The organism is Streptomyces sp. NPDC059668 (genome assembly GCF_042734135.1).
Lineage (GTDB): Bacteria > Actinomycetota > Actinomycetes > Streptomycetales > Streptomycetaceae > Streptomyces.
Window position 1 is genome coordinate 1,522 of record NZ_JBHWEL010000088.1, and the last position, 19,423, is coordinate 20,944.

16 protein-coding genes are annotated in these 19,423 nt (G+C 74.0%); all 16 read right to left on the minus strand.

Annotation, left to right across the window (positions count from 1 at the left end):
- Window positions 1-112: 112 nt before the first annotated feature.
- The 16 genes from ACFV2J_RS37100 to ACFV2J_RS37175 all read right to left on the minus strand — a co-directional run bounded on the left by ACFV2J_RS37100 (window position 113) and on the right by ACFV2J_RS37175 (window position 19,395).
- The gene (locus tag ACFV2J_RS37100) at window positions 113-1,636 is read right to left on the minus strand and encodes a DHA2 family efflux MFS transporter permease subunit (protein WP_385097492.1); all 1,524 of its coding nucleotides are present in this window, start codon (window positions 1,634-1,636) and stop codon (window positions 113-115) included.
- Between the two features lie 238 nt (window positions 1,637-1,874).
- Window positions 1,875-2,345, minus strand: coding sequence for a nuclear transport factor 2 family protein (locus ACFV2J_RS37105; protein WP_168525308.1), 471 nt, complete (start codon window positions 2,343-2,345; stop codon window positions 1,875-1,877).
- Window positions 2,346-2,460: 115 nt separating this feature from the next.
- Window positions 2,461-3,030 (minus strand): cupin domain-containing protein, encoded by a 570-nt coding sequence (locus ACFV2J_RS37110; protein ID WP_385086080.1) that lies wholly within the window; start codon window positions 3,028-3,030, stop codon window positions 2,461-2,463.
- Window positions 3,031-3,072: 42 nt separating this feature from the next.
- On the minus strand, window positions 3,073-4,557 hold the full coding sequence (locus tag ACFV2J_RS37115) for an MFS transporter (protein ID WP_385086082.1): 1,485 nt from the start codon (window positions 4,555-4,557) through the stop codon (window positions 3,073-3,075).
- Window positions 4,558-4,640: 83 nt separating this feature from the next.
- Window positions 4,641-5,549, minus strand: a complete 909-nt coding sequence (locus ACFV2J_RS37120; protein ID WP_385086084.1) for a TauD/TfdA family dioxygenase — start codon at window positions 5,547-5,549, stop codon at window positions 4,641-4,643.
- Window positions 5,546-7,165: an AMP-binding protein gene (locus ACFV2J_RS37125; RefSeq protein ID WP_385086086.1), complete on the minus strand. Its 1,620-nt coding sequence runs from the start codon at window positions 7,163-7,165 to the stop codon at window positions 5,546-5,548. The genes ACFV2J_RS37120 and ACFV2J_RS37125 overlap by 4 nt, the downstream gene beginning before the upstream one ends.
- Window positions 7,155-7,811 (minus strand): thermostable hemolysin, encoded by a 657-nt coding sequence (locus tag ACFV2J_RS37130; RefSeq protein WP_385086088.1) that lies wholly within the window; start codon window positions 7,809-7,811, stop codon window positions 7,155-7,157. The genes ACFV2J_RS37125 and ACFV2J_RS37130 overlap by 11 nt, the downstream gene beginning before the upstream one ends.
- Before the next feature lie 43 nt (window positions 7,812-7,854).
- Window positions 7,855-9,051 (minus strand): phytoene desaturase family protein, encoded by a 1,197-nt coding sequence (locus ACFV2J_RS37135; RefSeq protein ID WP_385086090.1) that lies wholly within the window; start codon window positions 9,049-9,051, stop codon window positions 7,855-7,857.
- Window positions 9,052-9,082: 31 nt separating this feature from the next.
- Complete coding sequence (locus tag ACFV2J_RS37140) at window positions 9,083-10,075, minus strand: aldo/keto reductase (protein WP_385086092.1); 993 nt, start codon at window positions 10,073-10,075, stop codon at window positions 9,083-9,085.
- Window positions 10,076-11,152: 1,077 nt separating this feature from the next.
- A complete protein-coding gene (locus ACFV2J_RS37145) occupies window positions 11,153-12,022 on the minus strand; it encodes an ester cyclase (RefSeq protein WP_385086094.1) in 870 nt (289 codons plus the stop codon).
- Between the two features lie 64 nt (window positions 12,023-12,086).
- Window positions 12,087-13,217: a 3-oxoacyl-ACP synthase III family protein gene (locus tag ACFV2J_RS37150; protein WP_385086096.1), complete on the minus strand. Its 1,131-nt coding sequence runs from the start codon at window positions 13,215-13,217 to the stop codon at window positions 12,087-12,089.
- Window positions 13,218-13,219: 2 nt separating this feature from the next.
- Complete coding sequence (locus ACFV2J_RS37155) at window positions 13,220-15,580, minus strand: beta-ketoacyl synthase N-terminal-like domain-containing protein (protein WP_385086098.1); 2,361 nt, start codon at window positions 15,578-15,580, stop codon at window positions 13,220-13,222.
- A 269-nt stretch (window positions 15,581-15,849) separates the two neighbouring features.
- Window positions 15,850-17,139, minus strand: a complete 1,290-nt coding sequence (locus ACFV2J_RS37160) for a beta-ketoacyl-[acyl-carrier-protein] synthase family protein (protein WP_385442875.1) — start codon at window positions 17,137-17,139, stop codon at window positions 15,850-15,852.
- Window positions 17,136-17,672, minus strand: a complete 537-nt coding sequence (locus tag ACFV2J_RS37165) for a 3-hydroxyacyl-ACP dehydratase FabZ family protein (RefSeq protein ID WP_385442878.1) — start codon at window positions 17,670-17,672, stop codon at window positions 17,136-17,138. The genes ACFV2J_RS37160 and ACFV2J_RS37165 overlap by 4 nt, the downstream gene beginning before the upstream one ends.
- Window positions 17,669-18,946: a beta-ketoacyl-[acyl-carrier-protein] synthase family protein gene (locus ACFV2J_RS37170; RefSeq protein ID WP_385086104.1), complete on the minus strand. Its 1,278-nt coding sequence runs from the start codon at window positions 18,944-18,946 to the stop codon at window positions 17,669-17,671. Before ACFV2J_RS37170 ends, ACFV2J_RS37165 begins: the two co-directional genes overlap by 4 nt.
- Window positions 18,943-19,395, minus strand: a complete 453-nt coding sequence (locus tag ACFV2J_RS37175) for a 3-hydroxylacyl-ACP dehydratase (RefSeq protein ID WP_385086106.1) — start codon at window positions 19,393-19,395, stop codon at window positions 18,943-18,945. The genes ACFV2J_RS37170 and ACFV2J_RS37175 overlap by 4 nt, the downstream gene beginning before the upstream one ends.
- Window positions 19,396-19,423 lie beyond the last annotated feature (28 nt).

Consider the following 19,423-nt stretch of genomic DNA (forward strand, 5'->3'; position numbering starts at 1 on the left):
GTATCTCCCGGGGGGGGGGTGTCGTTCTGTCTTTTGGGGGGTGTTGGGTGGTTTTGGGGGGGGGGGGGGTTCCGTGTGGTTTGGGTCCTCTCCCCCCGGGTGGGTGTGCGGGTCAGTGCAGCGGGGCCGGGGTGCTCTCCCCCGCCGGTGCGGGCTGCCCCGCCGGTGCGGGCTGCCCTGCCGGTGTGTGCCGGCCGGCCGGGGCGGTCTGCGCGAGTGGTGCGCGGGCGGGCGCGGCGGCGGGGCGGCGGGAGGGGGCGAGCAGCATGGAGAAGGTCGCCAGGGCCACCGCGACGGCGCCCACCCACATGGCGGGGACGAGGCCGTCGACGAAGTCGCGCGGTGAGGCGTAGCCGCCGTTGGCGCTGAAGATGGAGGCGAGCAGGGCGACGCCGAGGGCGGCGCCGACCTCGCGGGTGGCGGCGGTGACGCCGGAGGCGATGCCCTGTTCGTGTTCGGCGACCGAGCCCATGGTGAGGTTCATCAGCGGGGCGTAGAACAGGGCCATGCCGGCGCCGCAGATCATCAGGGAGGGCAGCTGGGCGGCGTAGGAGACGTCCGGTTCGAGGACGAACGCCCAATAGACCATGCCGGCGGTCATCATGGCGAGGCCGAGGGTGACCACGGGTTTGCCGCCGATGCGGTCGGAGACCATGCCGCCGATGGGGGCGACGACCATCGGCATGGCGGTCCAGGCGAGCAGGCGGACGCCGGCCTGCATGGCGGTGTAGCCCTGGATGTTCTGGAGGAACTGGGTCATCAGGAAGATCGCGCCGAACATGCCGACCGACATGAGGGCGCCGGCCAGGTTGATCGCGGTGAAGGCGCGGTTGCGGAACATGCGCATCGGCACCATGGGGTGTTCGGTGCGGTTCTCCCAGACGACGAAGACGGCCATCACGGCGGTGCCGCCGATCAGTGCGCCCAGGACCTGCGGGGACGTCCAGCCGTCGCCGTGGCCCTTGATGAGGCCCAGCACGATGCCGAACAGGCCGAGGCTGGCCAGGGCGGTGCCGACGGCGTCCAGGCGGGAGTGGGCGATGCGGCTCTCGGCGAGCTTGCGGAAGGACAGCGGGGCCAGGGCCAGGCCGATCGGCACGTTCAGCCAGAAGATCCACTGCCAGGACAGGTGCTCGACGATGGCGCCGCCCACCAGCGGGCCGGCGGCGATGGACAGTCCGTTGACGGCGCCCCAGATGCCCAGGGCGGCGCCGCGTTTCTCGGCGGGCACGGCGGCGGTCAGCAGGGTCACCGACAGCGGCATGATGATGGCCGCGCCGACGCCCTGGACGGCGCGGGCGGCGACGAGTTCGTTGATGCCGGGGGCGAGGGCGGCGGCCGCGGAGGCGGCGGTGAACAGCAGCAGGCCCAGGCTGAAGACCTTGCGGCGGCCGAAGCGGTCGCCGAGGGCGGCGCCGAACATCATCAGGACCGCGAAGGACAGGGTGTAGGCGTTGACCGTCCATTCCAGGTCGGTGAGGCTGCCGCCGAGTTTCTCCCGGATGGTGGGCAGCGCCGTGATGATGACGAGGTTGTCCAGGCCCGCCATGAACGAGGCGAGGCTGGTGGTGAGGATGGCCCAGAAGACCACCCTCTTGGTTTCACCGCCCGGGGATGGGGGGTTGACGGTGCTCATCGAGCATCCTTTCTGGAGGCTGGTCAGTGCGAGATGCTCTTCGCCGTGACCTGTCCGGGCTGCGCCGGCGCAGCCGTCGCCGCCGGGCCGGTCCGGCGCCGACGACGCTACGGACGCGTACTCGACTCCTCCTCGAGTCCCGGTGGGCGCCGGCGGGCGGCGGGCGCGGCGGCGCCGCGGGGCCCGCGTGCCGGTGTCGGCAGGCGGGCGCCGCGGCGGGTGGGCGGCCGTGGGCCGGTCAGGCGAGCTGGCGCTGGAAGGTGGCGATGTCGAAGTAGAGGGTCTCGTCGATGAGGACGTCGCCGTCGAAGTGGAAGAAGACGGCGACGGGGGCGTCGATGGACTTGCCCCGGTTGGGTATGCCGCGCCAGTCGGCGTGCTGCTTGCCGCGTGCCTGGGCCTCCAGGATCACCGCGGTGGGTGTGTGGTGCACGTGGTGCAGGTCGTGCTCCAGGTCGGGGAAGGCGGCCTTGAGGTCGGCGAAGTAGCCCTTCTTGATGGCTTCTTCGCCGATCAGCGGGCCCTCTTCGAAGGCCTGGATGCGGTAGACGCCGCCGCGCGGGAAGGTGGCCAGCACGCCGTCGATGTCCCAGGCGATCTCGGCGACCGTGTGCTGCAGGACGACGGCCTCGCGCTTCTTGCGCAGTTCGGCGTCGGGCTGCGGGAGATCCGCGCCGGGCAGAGTGAACTCGTGTGCTTCGGTGGCCATGACCATTCCTCCACGCATCGGCCTGTTCGGTTGCCGCCGACGCTAGGGCGGCGCGCTCGCTCGGCCCTCGTTTCCGGCTCGAACCGCCTGGTGGGGGGCGTGGGGTGAGGGGTCGTCAGGCGGTGGGCTGAAGGCGGGCGGTGTCCTGGGGCGGGCGGTAGGTGGGGCGGTAGCCGCAGGCCAGGCCGAGCGGGGCGAGCAGCAGGCACAGGCCCATGTCGAGGGCGAAGGGGCGGCCGGTGACGACGCGGTACTCGTCGCGGAAGGCGAGGGCGAGCAGCGGCATCTGCAGGCGGGGGGTGCCGTCGGGGCGCAGCCGGCCTTCGTTGGTCAGTCCCCACAGGGTCTCGAAGACGGTTTCGGTCTGGTAGGCGGGGGTGGTGCGCCAGATGACGCGGGTGGTGTCGGGGCCGGGGTTCCACATGGAGTGGACGGCGCCGGGGGGGATGTGGAAGTCGGCGCCGGGCTCGTACTCGTGGAGGGTGCCGTCGAGCTGGAGGTTCAGGCGGCCGCTTTCGAGGCGCATGTGTTCGGTCTGGCGGGGGTGGTAGTGCTGGGGCGGTTTGATGACGGCGGGGGCGTATTCGACGGCGACCTCGATGTAGGCGCCGTCGGTCTCGGCGGCGGTGGTCAGGAAGGTGAGGGTGTCTTTGCCGAGGCGCAGGGTGTCTCCGGGGCGGGCCATCGGGTGCCTCTTCTCGTCCGGTGAGGGGGGTGGCGGGGTGGGTCAGGCGGTGCGGGTGGCCGGGGGGTCGGTGCGGTGGCGGGGCAGTCCGAAGTAGGCGGTGAGGAGGTTGAGGACGCCGATGCCCGCGGCGATCCAGAAGCCGAGGTGGAGGCCGTCCAGCCAGGCCAGGGCGGGGGTGGTGTGGGCGGTGAGTTCGCTGGTGGTGCGGGTCAGGGCGCTGGTGGCGACGGTGGCGACGCCCAGGGAGGCGCCGACCTGGAAGGCGGCGACCAGGACGCCGGAGGCGATGCCCTGTTGGTGGGGCGGGATGTCGGAGACTCCGTGCACGTTGACGGGGATGCCGCAGCACTGCATGGAGGCGCCCAGGATGAGCAGGGCGGGCAGCAGGTGCAGGAGGTAGTCGCCGTCGGCGGGGGCGCGGGTGAGCAGGAGCAGGCCGAGCAGCGAGCCGGCGGCGCCGGCGAGGTAGACGGGGCGGGGGCCTGCGCGGTGCATGACGCGGGTGGCGGGGGCGGTGATCAGGATGGCGACGATGCCCAGGGGCAGGAACGCGAAGCCGGACTTGAGGGTGGAGTAGCCGAGGGTGCGTTGCAGGTAGTAGCTGCACAGGAAGAGGACGGAGGCCTGGACGGCGCTGGTCAGGACGCGGCCGAGGCCGGCGGTGGCCAGGGAGCGGGTGGCGAACAGGTGCAGCGGCATCAGCGGGTCGGCGGCGCGGCGTTCGATGACGACGAACGCGGTGAGCAGGGCGAGGGCGGCGGCGGCCGGGGCCAGGACGTAGGGCGGGGAGGCGGCGCCGTGGTCCTGGATGTTGACGATGGCGTAGACGAGGGCGGCCAGGCCCGCGGTGACGGTGGCGGCGCCGGCCAGGTCGGGGCGGGAGCCGCGGACGGCGGTGTCGGGGCGGCCGCGGGAGAGCAGCAGGACGCCGGTGACGGCGACGGCGCCGAAGGGGAGGTTGATGTAGAAGATCCAGCGCCAGCTGAGGCTGTCGGTGATCAGGCCGCCGGCGATGACGCCGAGGGTGCCGCCGAGGCCGGCCAGGGCGGCCCAGACGGCGAGTGCGGTGGTGCGTTCGCGGCCGCGCGGGAAGGTGGTGGTGACCAGGGACATCGCGGCGGGTGAGAGGAAGGCTGCGCCGCAGCCCTGCAGGGCGCGGGCGGCGATGAGCAGTCCGGCGTTCTCGGCCAGGCCGCACAGCAGGGAGGCGGCGGTGAACAGCAGGGCGCCGAGCAGGAAGGTGCGGCGCCTGCCCCAGCGGTCGGCGGTGCGGCCGCCGAGGAGCATGAGGCCGCCGAAGCACAGGATGTAGGAGGTCAGTACCCATTCGATGGCGGTGGGGCCGGCGCCGAGGTCGTTCTGGACGGCGGGCAGGGCGAGGTTCACCACGGTGGTGTCCAGCAGGACCATGAACTGGGCGAGGGCGACGAAGACGAGCAGGCGCCAGCGGCGGGGGTCGGCCGCGGTGCCGTCGGCGTCGGGGGTGCGCTCCTGGGCGGGGGCGGCGGGGTGGTCGGTGGTCATGGCTCCCTCTCGGACGGGTCTGTCTCCCGCCCCGCCCCGGCGCCGCCCCGGGGGGGGCGGGTCCGCGGGGCGGGGCGGCCCGGTCAGGCGGCGGGTGCCTCGATGTAGCTGAGGGCGTTGTAGATGGTGCGGTCGGGGTCGGTGATGGCGCGCCGGCCGTGCATGACGCGGGTGTTGTCGATGACGGCGGCGTCGCCGTCCTGCCAGTCGAGGTTCTCGGTGAGGCGGGCGGTGACCTCTTCGACCTCGGCGAGCAGGGGTGCGGGCAGTTCGGTGGTGTCGGCGAAGGTGATGGTGGGCTTCTCGTAGTTGAAGGAGGGGCCCAGGATGCTGTTGGCGAAGGAGGGGCGGGGGCCGAAGACGGTGGGGCCGGCGGCGGGGGTGCGGAAGGAGTAGCGCACGCCGCCGTCGTCCTGGGGGGTGATCTCGGTGCCGGGCAGTTGTCCGGCCAGGGCGAGGAGTTCGCTCACCTGGATCCGGTCGGCGGGCTTGGTGCGGCCCAGCAGGTGGTGGGCCATGGCGCGCCACTGGGGTTCGCCGACGTAGCGGCTGTAGACGATGTCCTGGGCGGCGAACGCGGTGCGGGCCTGGTCGCTGAGGGCGTCCCAGACGCGGTAGCCGTCGCAGACGGTGGTCTGGGAGCCGGTGGAGGCGGCCTTCTCGCAGAAGAACCAGGCGAGGTGGGAGCGGAAGGGGCTGTTGCCGTTCTCGGTGTGCAGGCCGACCTCGTCGAAGCCGGCGTCAACCTTCTGGGCGACCTCAGAGTAGAAGTCGCGGGCGGGGTCGAGGGTGGTGGAGGTGGAGGTGTTCTGGACCAGGGCGGTGAAGGCGTCCATGTCGGCGCCGAAGCCGCGCAGCAGCAGGAAGCCGGCCTGGGCGAGGAGGTCGCGCAGTTCCTTGGGGTCGATGCCGTCGAGGCCGCCGGGGCCCGCGGGCTGGACCAGCAGGCCGCTGCCGGTGCCGTAGGGCGTGGTCTGCACTGCCGTACTCATGCCTTCTCCTTGGTCTGCTGGGGTGCCGCGGCCGTGGCGGGGGTCCGGGCGAGGACGTGGTGGCGGATGACGTCGCGGCGGGGGCGGCCGGTGACGGTGAAGCAGGTGGCGTAGGCGGGGTCGTCCTCGGACATGAGGTGGACGACGGCGGCGCGTTCGATGCCGGAGAGTTTGCGGCGGCCGAATTCGGTGATGCGGCTGCGGGCGGTGTCGGGGTCGAGGGCGGCGTCGATGACGAACAGGCCGTGGACGTCGTCGAGGCCGTCGGCGATGACGGCGGCCTCGCGGACGAAGCCGAGTTCGCGGTAGCGGGCCTCGACCCATTCGGGGGCGACGTTGCGGCCGCCGGCGGTGATGACGAGGTTCTTCTTGCGTCCGGTGATGCGCAGGTAGCCGTCGTCGTCGATCTCGGCGAGGTCGCCGGTGTGCAGGCGGCCCTGGTCGTCGACGACGACGCTGGAGGGGTCCTCGCGGGTGTAGCCGGCGAACAGGGAGGTGCTGCGGATGAGGAGTTCGCCGTCGTCGGCGAGTTCGGCGTGGACGTGGTCCAGGGGGCGGCCGACGGTGCCGAAGCGGACTTCGCCGGGGAAGTTCCAGGACACCACGGAGGAGTTCTCGCTCAGTCCGTAGCCCTCGTGGACGGTCAGTCCGTGGGCGTGCAGGCGCTGGAGGATCTCGGGCGGGACGGGGGCGCCGCCGCAGGCGATGAAGACGGGGCCGTCGTGTCCGAAGATCCGCCGGTGGCGTTCGGTGACGCTCTCGGCGGGCTGCTGGTCGCACAGGGCCAGGAAGAGGCCGGCGACGGTGGGCGGGACGACCAGGGCGGTGGGGCGGGCCTGGCGCAGCAGGGTGAGCATGCGCGGTGCGGCGTCGGCGGCGGTGCCGACCAGGGCGGTGCCGGGGGGCAGGAAGGAGACCGAGCCGCCGGCCAGGAAGGGCATGTAGAGGCCGGCGACCTGTTCGATGAGCAGGCTGAGGGGGACGATCGACAGGTACCGCTCGAAGATCGCCGGGCGGGTGCGGGTGCGCAGCGAGGTGAGCAGTGCGTCCAGGCCGTGCCGGCGGATCTGCACGCCTTTGGGGGCGGAGGTGGTGCCGGAGGTGTGGATGACCTTGACGACGGCGTCGTGATCGGGGACGGGCGGGTGGGGGGCGGGGGGCCGGGCGAGCAGGGCGGGCAGGTCGAGGGCGGTGGTGGGGCAGCCGGCGGGCAGGACGGGGTCGGGGCTGCTCGCGCTCCAGCGGGTCAGGGCGGCGCTGCCCGCGGTGTCGGTCAGGCACAGGTCGGCGCTCTCCAGCAGGGAGGCGGCCTGCTGGGCGGTGAAGGCGGTGGGTACGGGGATCTCGACGGCGCCGGCGAACAGGGCGGCGAGGTCGGCGGCGACCCATTCCGGGGAGTTCTCGGCGAGCAGTCCCACCCGGGCGGGGCGGCCCAGGGTGCGGGCCAGGGCGGTGAGGTCGGCGGCCAGGGCCAGGGCGGTGCGCAGGAGGTCGCGGTAGCTGTGGGCGGTGCCCTCGCCGCCGTCGGCGGCCAGGACGCGGACCATGACGGCGTCGCTGTCGGCCTGCTGGAGCAGTCCGCGGGCCAGGGACAGGGGTGCGGTGTCAGGCGGCACGGGTCAGCACCCCCTGCTGTGCCGGGCGGTTGCTCAGCAGCCGCATGTCGACCGAGGTGAAGCAGTAGCGGCCGATGGCGGCCAGCAGCAGGGTGGACTGTTCGGCGGCCTCGGCGTAGCCGACGACGGGCCGGGTGTCGTAGTAGGTGCCCCAGGAGGCGCGTTCGTCGGCGGGCAGCCGCTCCGGGGAGGCGTCGGCGAGGGGGTGGAAGACGCAGCCGAGGCGCTGCATGAGCGCGGCGAGCCGGCCGGTCATCGTCATGACGGCGTAGGGGCGGCCCAGGCAGGCCATGATCAGCGGGATCGCTTTGATGATCTCGGCGCCGGCGGCGGCCCGTACGGAGGCGATGGAGCCGATCTGCAGGACCTGGGAGCGTTTGACGGGGGTGCCGACGGCCTGGGTGATGACGTCTTCGACGGGAGCGTCGAGATAGCGTTCCAGCAGGATGGTCTCTTCCTCGGGGAAGGACAGGCCGGCGCAGGCGAGGACTTCCTCCTGGCCGTCGGCGGCGGTCTCGAAGAAGGCGAGGAAGCCGTCCGGGTCGGGGGCGATGCTGGCCCGGTACTGCTTGGCGAACACCAGCCGGGCCAGGTCCGCGGCGGTCTGCCAGTCCGGGGTGCCGCGCTCGGACAGGGTGATTCTCATGTGCTGCGCTCCCTAACAGGGTGGGGTGGGACGCGAGGCTCACTCATCGCCCGAGCGCCGCGGAGTGGTGCGCGGCGGGCCGGGCGCTGAGGGCGAGTTCCGCGGCCCGCAGGGCGCTGTTGATGGAGGTCTCGGCGAGGATGCCGGGGGCGGCGACGCTGTCGCCGGCCAGGAACACCCCGTCCCCGCGGTCGACGGCGGGCCGGTCGCGCCAGCTGAGGCCGGGCAGGTCGAGGGCGCCGGTGCGGCCGCGGGAGACGCCTTCGCGGCGCCACAGGATGCGCTGCTGCCAGCCGGGGGTGGTCAGGTCGAAGAGTTTCTCCAGGCGGGCCAGTGCGCCGGCCTTCGACTCGCCGGGCCTGATCGGCATCTGTCCCTGGAACAGGGCCTGGCCCTCGGGGGCGAGGGAGGGGTCGTGGTCGGAGTACTGGGAGGTGAAGCCGCCCTCGTCCATGTCGAAGGAGACGTTGCCGTCCTTCTTGGAGTGGGTGACGGCCATGTCGAGCAGGGCGGCGGTGCCGCTGGGCCACTCCAGGGAGCTGTCGCCGAGCAGGCTGCGGGCGGCGGCGAGGGAGGTCGCGACGATGACCGGTCCGCCGGTGGGCAGTTCGGTCAGCCGGGAGCCGGTCTCGATGACCACGCCGCGGGCGCGGGCGACGCGTTCCATGCGCTCGATCAACGCGCCCCAGCCGCCCATGAAGTAGCGGCTGGGCAGCGGGAAGCGGGGGGTGCCCACGCGCAGCAGGCGTTCCCACACGAAGGCCGCCGAGAGGCGTCCGGGGTCGCCGTCGAAGAGGATCGGGCCGAGGAAGCCGAGGGCCTCGTCGACGGTCTGCTGGGCGAAGCGTTCGCTCGCCCAGTCCTGGAAGGAGCGGTCGACGGGGACGTCGATGCCGCGGTGCATCCAGGTCATCCGCATGTAGCCGCCGGGCAGCGTCATCCGCAGCCGGCCCTGGTGGCGGAAGCGCATCCGGGTCCACTCGTGGAAGGACAGCCGTACGTAGCGGCCGGCCAGTCCGCGCTGCAGCAGCCAGTGCCAGGCGTCGCCGTTGTCGAAGAAGGTGTGCGGCCCGTCGTTGGTGACGTAGGGGCCGGAGGCGGAGCGGGCGCGGCCGCCCGCGTGGGAGTGGGCCTCGTGGACGGTGACGCGGGCGCCCTGTTCGGCGGCGGAGATCGCCGCGGTCAGGCCGGCCAGTCCGCCGCCGATGATCGTGATGTTCGCCATGGTTGTCGCTCTCACTCGCCTTCGAAGGTCCGCGGCCGGTGTGGTCTCAGCCGTCGAGCGTGGCCATGGCGCCGACGGGATAGCGGTCCCCCACCGTGGAGCCGTGGGGGGCGATCTCGTCGAGCGCCCTGAGGTCGTCCGCACTCAGGGTCACGTCGCTCGCGGCGAGGTTCTCCTGGAGGTACGGGACGCGCTTGGTGCCGGGGATGGCGATGACGTCGTCTCCCTGGGCGAGCACCCAGGCCAGGGCGAGCTGCCCGGCGGTGATGCCCTTGGACGCGGCCAGGTGCTGCAGCCGTTCGACGACGTGCAGGTTCTGGTCGAGGTTGCCCTGCTGGAAGCGGGGCGCGATGCGGCGGAAGTCGTGTTCGGCCAGGCCGTCGAGGCTGCGGATGCGGCCGGTGAGCAGGCCGCGGCCCAGCGGGCTGTAGCCGACGAAGCCGATGCCCAGTTCGCGGACGGTGGCCAGGACTCCGTTGACCTCGACGTCGCGGGTGGACAGGGAGTACTCGGTCTGTACGGCGGCCAGGGGGTGCACGGCGTGGGCGCGGCGGATGGTGGCGGCGGACGCCTCGCACACGCCGAGGTGGCGTACCTTGCCGGCCTGGACCAGTTCGGCCAGGGCGCCGATGGACTCCTCGACGGGCACGGCGGGGTCGACGCGGTGCAGGTAGTACAGGTCGAGGTGGTCGGTGCCCAGCCGGCGCAGGGTGCCCTCGACTGCGGTGCGCATGTAGTCGGGGCGGTTGTTGAGGCGGCCGGTGATGGTGCCGTCCTCGGTGACCTCGTTGCCGACCTTGGAGCAGACGACGACGTCCTCGCGGCGGCCGGCGATGACGCGGGCGACGAACTCCTCGTTGCTGTGCGGGCCGTAGAAGTCGGCGGTGTCGAGGAGGGTGACGCCCAGTTCCAGTGCCCGGTGCGCGGTGCGCAGGGCCTCCTGGTCGTCGGCGGGGCCGTAGGCGAAGGTCATGCCCATGCAGCCGAGTCCCTGTTCGGAGACCGCCGGCCCCTGGGTGCCGAGTGTTCGTTGCCGCATCATCGGTTCCTTCCTGAGCCGTGCGGGCGGTTGTCGTCGCCGGGGGTCGCCGGTGCCGGTGGCCACCCGGGAATTAGCAGTGACAGTATTGATGCCCTTGCTAGAGAAGTACTGGGGCCGCGCCTTGCCGACCGGCCGGCGTCCCGTTCACCGGCGCCGACCGCGGTGGGCGGCGGGCCTGTTCACGGGGGTGCGCCTCCTGGGCCAGGGGGCGGGCGGGGCGCCCGGGCCCGGTGCGCGGGGGCGGCTGCCGCGGGCCGCAGACACCGTGTGTGAGGGCCACTTCCCCGGTCCGGGGGCCCGCACGTGGGGCAACTCACCTGCGCCGGAGGCACGTTCAGCGGTCCGGCTCCGGCCCCGCACGCCTCGGGCCGTTCACGGCCCCGACCCCGGTTCCGACCCCCCTCCGTCTTGGGCCCGTTCACCGGCGCCGCTCCCCCGTGGACCACGAGCCCGTACGCGCGGTCCACTCCCCCGGGGACACGGAGGCCCGCATCCCGGTGTCAACACTCCTACGGGATACGCCTGTTGACCGGGCCGCCGTGCAGCCCGGAAGTCCCTCAGCCGCAGGGGCGGCTCCCCCGCGCCGGCGGCCCGTACGAGGGTGTCGACGCCCCCGGGCCGGGGTGCGCCCATCGGCGTCGCCCCCCGGACCGGAAATCCGTTCAGGGCCGTCGGCTCCGGCACGGACCAAAGGCCCGTCCATGGCGTCAACGCCTCTGCACCGCGGGCTTGTTGACGGGGCCGGCTTCCCTGGACCGCAACCGTTCACCGGCGCCGGCGCCTTCTGGTCCTGGGGCCCGCGCGCGGGCGCCAACATCCCCGGGCCGGGGTCCCGTTCACCACCACCGGCCCACGGGCGACTCGCCGCCGCCCACCCGCGCCCGGTCCCCGGGAGCGGTGCACGCCCGGTCAACGGGGGACGCCGCACGCCCGGTCCGCGGGAGCGGTGCACGGCCGGTCAACGGGGGACGGCGCCCGGCCGGTCCGCGGGAACCGGCGGGCGGCGGCCGGTGGCCCCGGCCGCGAGGGGCGGCGGGCGGTTCGCGGAGCGGCGGGCGGTGGCCGGTTCGCGGGTCAGTCGGCGGCGGCCAGTTCGCTGGTGACGGAGGTCCAGGTGTGGCCGGTGCCGGGGGTGTTGCTGTCGGCGAGGCGGGACCAGGGGTCGGTGCCGAGGACTGCGGTGGCCTGCTCGCGCAGCCAGTGGTCGAAGGGGTCGGTGGAGGTGAGCAGGCGGCGGGCGGCGGCCTGCGGGTCGCGGGCCTCGATCTGGTGGACCAGGACGTCCCGGCCGTCGAGGGGGCGCAGGTCGAAGGACTCCCGGAGGATGCCGGCGCGGCGCCGGGAGGCCTCGTAGGCGTGCAGCCGCGGTCCGGCGAGCTCGGCCTGCAGGCGGCGCCAGCCCTCGGCCGCGGAGCCGGTCAGGGGCAGCAGGGCGCAGGCGCCGGTGACCGCGCGGCGGGCCGCGGCGCGGGCGGCGGTGCGGGCGGCGGGGGCGAGCCGGCGCAGGCCGAGCACGGCCAGCATGTTGGACTCCACGCCGATGCCCCAGCGTTCGGCGATCAGGCCGTTGTCCAGCAGCCGCCACACCACGACGCCGGTGAACTCGATGACCTGTTTGGTGGGGGCGGCGCCCAGGAAGTCGCCCAGGTGGGTGCCGCGCCAGGTGTTGTGGATGACGACGTGGTCGCCGTGGGCGCTCATGTCCTCGATGGTCACGTGCAGGTCGGGGAAGCCCTCGCGCAGGCCGGCGATGGTGTAGCGGACGCCTTCGAGTCCTTCGGGGGCTCCGGGCAGCGGCTGGTGGTCGACCATGTCGGGGCTGTAGATCTCGTCCACGACCGAGAAGTCGCCCTGGTTGACGAAGGCGTCGAAGACCCGGCGGATGGTCTTCTTGTTGCGCTCCTCCACGCTCTGTGCGGTGCGCACCGTCTCTTGTATCGACACGTTCCATCCTTATGGCGTCGGCGCCCGCGAGGGGCGGTTCGGGGCGGGCGGGGGCGGGCGCCCGTCACCTGCCGGGGTAGGGGGCGTCCCAGGTGAGGGTGAGGCCCGCGTACACGTAGCGGCTGGCCTCGATGGCGAGGAGCAGGACGGTGTCGCCGGGGGTGATGCGGCCCTGGCTCCAGCCGGCGTCCAGGGCCAGCGGGACGGCGGCGGAGCCGGTGGCGCCGACGTCGGTGAGGTTTTCCACGATGGTCTTGCTGAGGGTGGTCTGGTCGGCGGCGGACAGTCCGGCGGTGCCGTACTCGCTGGCGAAGTACTCGGCGTTGCCTTCGGGCAGGACGCAGGCGTCGATGTCGTCGAGGGTGAGGCGGGAGCGGTGCAGCATGTCGTGGATGCCCTCGACGAAGACGCGGGGGCCGAACCGGGCGGTGCCGGGGATGTCGAGGCGGATGTCCATGAGGCGGGGGCGGCGCTGCTGTTCGGCGAGGGGGGCGTCGGTGCCGCCGCCGATGATGTGCATGCCGGGTTTGCGGGTGCCGCCCAGGGAGCGGGTGGCGAAGACGGGGCGGGGGCGGCCGGCGGCGGAGCCTTCCTCGCCGGCGCGCAGCACCATGGCGCCGGCGCCGTCGCCGAAGGTGTAGACGGTCAGGCGGTCGCGCATCCGTACGCGTTCGGGTTCGCGGCCCAGGAAGACGGGGGCGAGGAGGGGGGAGACGGCTTCGGCGCCGATGACCAGGGCGGTGGTGTAGGTGCCGTCGGCGAGCAGGCGGCGGGCGATGTCGAGGGCCTGGACGGCGCCGACGCAGCCGGCCCGGACCTCGATGACGGCGCAGCGTTCCAGGCCGAGTTGTTCCTGGACGTAGGTGGCGGCGACGGGCAGCAGGTAGTCGGGGCTGGCGGTGGAGACGACGATGAGGTCGATCTCCTCGGCGGTGACGCCGGCCCGGTCGAGGGCCTGGCGGGCGGCGGCGGTGGCCATGGCGGAGGTGCTGGTGGTGTGGGCGCCGGTGGCGGGGTCGACCATCCAGTGCCGGCGCTGGACCTGGATGCCGTCCAGGACGTCGTCGGGCAGCGGTCCGCAGACGCGGGCGAGGGCGTCGTTGTCGAGGGCCTCGCCGGGCAGGTGGGCGCCGGTGGCCAGGACGGACACGTGGCGTTCGGCGGGTGCGGGGGGCGGGGCGGGGGTGTGGGGCATGGTCAGTTCTCCGTTGCGGGACGCAGGACGAGGCTGATGTGGGTGCCGCCGAGGGAGGAGCTGTTGACGAGGACGGGGCCGGCGGCGGTGCCTTCCTGCCAGCCGGTGACGGCGAGCAGGGCGGCGAGCTGGGCGCCGGCGCCGACGGGTTCGCCGAGGGTCTGCTTGGGGGTGTGCACGGGGCAGCCGGACGCGGCGGCGAGCCGGCCGGTGGCCCGTGCCTCGGGGGCGTCGGCGCGGGTGAGTCCTGCGGCGTTGGCCCAGATCGCGGTCACCTCGCCGGGGTGCAGTCCGGCGTGGCCGAGGGCGGCGTGCATGGCGCGTTCGACGCCTTCGCCGTCCTCGTCCCAGCGGCCGACGCCGGCCGCGTCGCTGGCGGTGCCGTGGCCGGCGAACTCGGCCAGGATGCGGGCGCCGCGGGCGCGGGCGCTGGACTCGCGTTCCAGGACCAGGGTGATGCCGGCCTCGGCGAGGGTGTAGCCGGTGTCGGTGAACAGGGGCAGGCCGCGGTAGGCGGTCAGGACGCCCGGGGAGAGGTCTTCGACGGCGGGGCACAGGACGGCGTCGGCGCGGTGCTGGAGCAGCAGGTCGTGGGCGACGGTCAGGGCGGAGGCGCCGGCCGCGTGGCCGGTGGTGACGGTGGAGGTGGGGCCCTTGGCGCCGACGTGCATGGCGACCTGGCCGGCGGCGGCGTTGAAGACGGTGTTGGGGAAGACGGCCGGGCTTCCCTCGGCGGGGCAGCCGTCCAGGACGGGCAGCAGGAATTCCTCGATGCTGCGCATGGGGCCGAGGCCGGTGCCCAGGACGACGCCGGTGTGCTCGTCGGCGTCCAGGCCCGCGTGGGCGAGGGCGGCGCGGCAGGAGGCGACGGCGAGCTGGGAGAGGCGGTCCATGCGGCGGCGGTCGCGGGCGCTGATGTGTGCGGCGGGGTCGAAGTCGGCGCGGGCGACGTGCAGTCCGTCCTCTTCGCTGCCCAGCCGTCCGCCGTGCTGCCAGGCCTCCCACAGGGCGTCCAGGCCTTCGCCGGCCGCCGTGATGGCGGCGCCGCCGGTGATGACGACCTTCTCGGCGGCGGGCGGGGCCGGTACGGAGAAGCGGCGGCCCGAGGGCCAGCCGAAGGCGACGCAGGCGTTGGCGCCGGCGAAGGCGAAGTTGTTGGACAGGGCGGCGTTCATGGCCAGTTCGCGGCCGGTGTCGGGGACGGCGTCGAGTCCGCATTTGGGGTCGGTGCCGGTGAAGTTGGCGGTCGGCGGGGCGGTCTGTTCCACCAGGGCCTGGACGGTGATGATGGCCTCGACCGCGCCGGCCGCGCCGAGCAGGTGGCCGATCATCGACTTGGAGCTGCTGAGCGCGGTCTTGTCGGCGGCCTCGCCGAACGCGGCGCGCACCGCGTTGGACTCGGCGGAGTCGTTCTTGGGGGTGCCGGTGCCGTGGCCGTTGATGTAGCCGACGTCCTGGGGGGTGATGCCGGCGGCCTTCAGGGCGCCGCGGATGGCGCGGGCGGCGCCCTCGCCCTCGGGGTGCGGGGCGGTGGCGTGGTAGCCGTCGGCGGACAGGCCGTAGCCGAGGACCTCGGCCAGGATGGGGGCGCCGGCGGCGCGTGCGACGGACTCCTCGGCGAGGACCAGCATGCCGGCGCCCTCGCCGAGGGAGAGTCCGTCGCGGTCCTTGGAGTAGGGGGCGGCGGGCTTGGTGGACAGCGACTGCAGGCTGGTGAAGCCGGCGAACGCGGTCTCGGTGAAGGCGTCGCTGCCGCCGGCGAGCATCGCGTCCGCGCGGCCGGCGGAGATCGCCTCGGCGGCGTGTGCGATGGCGTGGGCGCCGGAGGCGCAGGCGGTGTTGACGCTCAGCGCGGGCCCCTTGAGGCGGAAGGCGCTGCTGAGTGCCTCGGCGATGGCCTGCGGGGGCACCAGCAGGTAGTGCCGGCCGTCGTCGGGGGGTGCGGTGCCCTCGTGGCTGCGGCGGGCGAGTTTCTCGGCGGTGCGCAGGCCGCCGTTGCAGGAGCCGAAGGCGACGCCCCAGCGTTCGGCGGGCAGTGCGCCCAGGCCCGCGCCGTCCATCGCCTCCTGGGCGGCGGTCAGCGCGAAGTCCATCGCCGGTTCGCGTTCGCGGCCGCCGAAGGAGGCCAGGTAGTCGTAGGCGGGCCGGGAGGGGTGGGGCACCTCGCCGCCGATGGCCGTGCCGTAGCCGTCCATCGGCATGCCGCGGACCGGGCCGATGGCGGAATGCCCGGCCCGGATGCCCTCCCACAGCGCCGTGGCGCCCTCGCCCTGGGCGGTCACGGCGCCGACGCCGCAGACCACCACGGTCCGGGGCCGGGCCGCGGCGTCCGGCCGGGTGTCGTGGTCGTAGACGTCGGTCATGGCCGCACTCCTTTCGGGGATGCCGTGTGTTGCGGGCATTCCAGCTGTTGCGGGTATCGCGGGTATGACAGGCATGCCGGGCACAGCGGGTGCGGCAGGCACGGCGGGTGCCGCGGACGGACCGGCCGCACCGGCTGTTCCGGCTGTTCCGGCTGTGCGGGCGGTGTCGGCGGTGTCAGGGGCCGCCGGTGCGGCGGGTGTCCGTGCGGTGTGGGGTGTGCCGGGTGCCAGTGCGGTGCGGGGTGTGGCAGGGGTGTCGGGTTGCCGGGTCACGAGGGCCGTCCCAGGGCGACGGCGATGGCCTGGCCCTCCAGGCCGCGGGCCAGGGCCAGGGCGCTGTCGGGGCGGGTGTGGCGGGGGCTGAGCGGGACGTAGTCGAGGTCGCACTCGGGGGCGGGGCGGTGCAGGTTGAGGGTGGCGGGCACGGTGCCGCTGTCCAGGGCGAGCGCGGCGACGGCCGCGTTCAGTGCTCCGGCGCCGCCGACCAGGTGTCCGGTCTGTGGTTTGACGCTGCTGATCTGGGCGGACTTGGCGGCGGTGCCGAGCGCGTCGTGCAGGGCGACGGTCTCGCTGGCGTCGCCCTGCAGGGTGGCGCAGCCGTGTGCGGCGATGTAGCCGCCGTCGGGGAAGGGGCGTTCGGCGTCGCGCAGGGCGCGGGTGATCGCGCGGGCCAGGCCGCGGGCGCGGGGCTGGGGGCTGGGCGGGCGGACGCAGTCGTTGCCGGCGCCGAATCCGGTGACCTCGGCGTAGCAGTGGGCGCCGCGGGCCAGGGCGTGGGTGCGTTCCTCCAGGACGAGCAGGGCGGCGCCCTCGCCGAACACGGAGCCGGAGCGGTCGCGGTCGAAGGGGCGGAAGGCCTCCTGGCCGAGGTCGGTGCGGGTGCTCAGGACGCCGAGGCCGTCCATCTTGGACATCGCCCACCAGCCGGTGGCGTCGTCGTAGCCGCCGGCGAGGACCACGTCGGCCTCGCCGCGGCGTACGGTGCGCATCGCGCGGCCGATCGCCATCGCGCCGGAGTCGGCGGTGCCGGCGAAGTAGGCGTTGGCGCCGCGGATGCCGTACTTCTCGGAGATGTGGAAGGCGGCGGCGGGCTGCAGTCCCTCGACGAAGAAGAGCGGGGCGACGACCGAGGAGGCGGTGCGGCCGAGCAGGTGCAGGTCGGGGGTGCCGTCGTCGGCGCGGACGGCCTGGAGCTGGGTGATGAGCTCGTCCATGCGGGGCATTTCCTTGTTGCTGCCGAGGAAGAGCCCGGTGCGCTGTCCCAGGTCGCTCTCGCCGTCCAGGCCCGCGTCGCGCAGGGCCAGGGTGGCGCCGGCCAGGGCCAGTTGGTCGCCGCGGCACAGCATGCGCAGGGTGCGCCGGCTCGCCCACCGGGTGGGGTCGAAGCCGTGGATCTCGGCGCCGATGCCGGTACGCAGCGGGGACGGGTCGTAGGCGCGCAGCGGGCCGATGCCGCAGCGGCCCTCCAGCAGGCTGTCCCAGGTCTCGGCGGCGCTCTGGCCGATCGCGGTCATCAGGCCGATGCCGGTGACCATCACGCGGCGGCGCTGCTCGCTCATGCTGTGTCCTCCCAGGTCGTCGTGGTGCTGACCAGGGTCAGGGCGCGGACGGTGGCGACCACCCGGCCCTCGACCCGGGCGGTGGCCCGGCATTCGGTGCGCTGCCGGCTGTGCCGGCTCACCTCGACGGTGAGGTGCACCTGGTCGCCGGGGCCGACGAAGTGCTTGAAGCGCACGCCGCGCACGCCGGCCAGGCGCCAGGCGCCCGGGCCGGCGGCGGTGCGGGCCAGGGCGGCCAGGCTCTCCAGCAGCAGGACGCCGGGCAGGACGGGGTGGCGCGGGAAGTGGGCGGTGAAGCACGCCAGGGTGGCCGGCACGTTGCGGACGGCCACGGCGCGTTCGCCCTCGGCGAGTTCCAGCAGCCGGTCGAAGGCCGGCAGTCCCTCGGCGCCGGCGGCCGGCGCCTGCGCCCGGGCGACGGCGGCGGCGCTCTGCGCGACGGTGGCGCCCTGCCCGGCGGCAGAAGCGCTCTGCCCGGCGGCAGCGGTCTGCTCGGTGGCGGTGGCGGTGGTGTGCGGGGCGGTGGTGGTCATGTGTCCTCCCGCGGGGCGCCGATGACGAGGCTGGTGTTGCTGCCGCCGAACGCGAACGCGTTGATGAGGGCCGCGCCGACCGGCATCGGGCGGGCGGTGTGCGGCACGTAGTCGAGGTCGAGGCCGCGGTCGGGCTGGTCGAGGTTGACGGTGGGCGGGACCAGGCGGTGGCGGATCGCGCCGAGCGCGGCCAGTACGCCCAGGCCCAGGCTGGCGGAGGTGAGGTGGCCGGCCATCGACTTGGGGGCGCTGACGACCAGGCGGCGGGCGTCGTCGGCGAACACCTTCTTGATGGCGACGGTCTCGGACTGGTCGTTGCCGTGGGTGCTGGTGCCGTGCGCGACGACGTAGTCGATGCCGCCGGTGCCCACGCCCGACTCGGCCAGGGCCGCCTGCATGGCCTGGATCGCGCCGGAGCCGTCGGGCGGCGAGTCGGTGATGCGCCAGGCGTTGAGGGTGGAGCCGTAGCCGAGGACCTCGCCCAGGACGGGTGCGCCGCGTTCGCGGGCGGCGTCCAGGTCCTCCAGGACCACGGCGACGGCGCCCTCGCCGACCACGAAGCCGGAGCGGTCGGCGTCGAAGGGCCGTGAGGCGTGCTCGGGGTCGTCGTTGTGACGGTCGGTCAGCGCGCCCAGCAGGCTGAAGCCGAGCAGGTCGAGCCAGGTGGTCAGCGAGTCGTAGCCGCCGGCGACCATCAGCTGGGCGTCGCCCTCCTGGATGGCGCGGAAGGCCTCCCCGATGGCGTGCCCGGAGCCGGAGCAGGCGGTGGAGATGCCGATCATCGGCCCGGTCGCGGACATCATCCGGGCCATCGCGCTCAACGGCACGTTCTGGTCGTCGGTCAGGGTGACGGCCGGCGGGTGGCACAGGAAGGCGTCCGGGCGGCCGGTGGTGGCGCGCAGGTGGCCGACGTCCAGGAGGGCCTGCAGTTCGGGCCGGCCGACGCTGGCGCCCATGGCGACACCGCGCTCGTCGAAGGGGTACACGTCCTCGCCCAGGTCGTCGGCGCCCGCGTTGCGCAGCGCCTCCCAGGCGGCCGCGACGCCGAACTGGCCGACGCGGGAGAGGTGTTTGCGCCCCACCCGGGCCGGGATCGCGGCGGCCGCGTCGAAGTCCTTGACCTGGGCGGCGATGCGCACCGGGAAACCGGAGGCGTCGAAGGTGGTGAGCTTGCCGACGCCGCTGCGTCCGGCGGCCAGGCCCTGCCAGGTGCTCTCGGCGTCGTTGCCGAGCGGGGTGACGGCCCCCACTCCGGTGATGGCTACGCGGGTCATCCCACCGGCCCTCCGCCCTGCAGCTGGTGCGCCATGCGCCGGGTGTCGGCGGGGTCGTCGAGGCGTTCGGCGTCGATGAGCGCGCACAGGATGCCGCTCGCGCTCAGGACGTCCTCGCCGTCCACGCTCACGGTGCCGTCCAGGAGGGCGGCCTCCTCGGTCATCGACTCGATGGTGGCCCGCATGCGCAGTACCTCCCCGGGGCGTACGGCGCGGTGCGCGGTGGCCTCGCCGACGGCGAGGAGCGCGGCCCGCAGCCGGTGGTCGGTGGAGAGCATGATCAGCCAGGTCGCCGACTGGCACAGTGCCTCCAGGGCCAGCCCGAAGGGCAGTGCCGGTCCGCTGCCGGTGTCCTGCCAGTAGGTCTCGTCGACGGAGGTGACCTTGCGCGCGGTGATGTCCTCGCGCGGCGTGAAGGTCTCGATCCGGTCGATCAGATGGAATCGCATCGTCGTCTCTTCTTCCGTTCCCTCACGG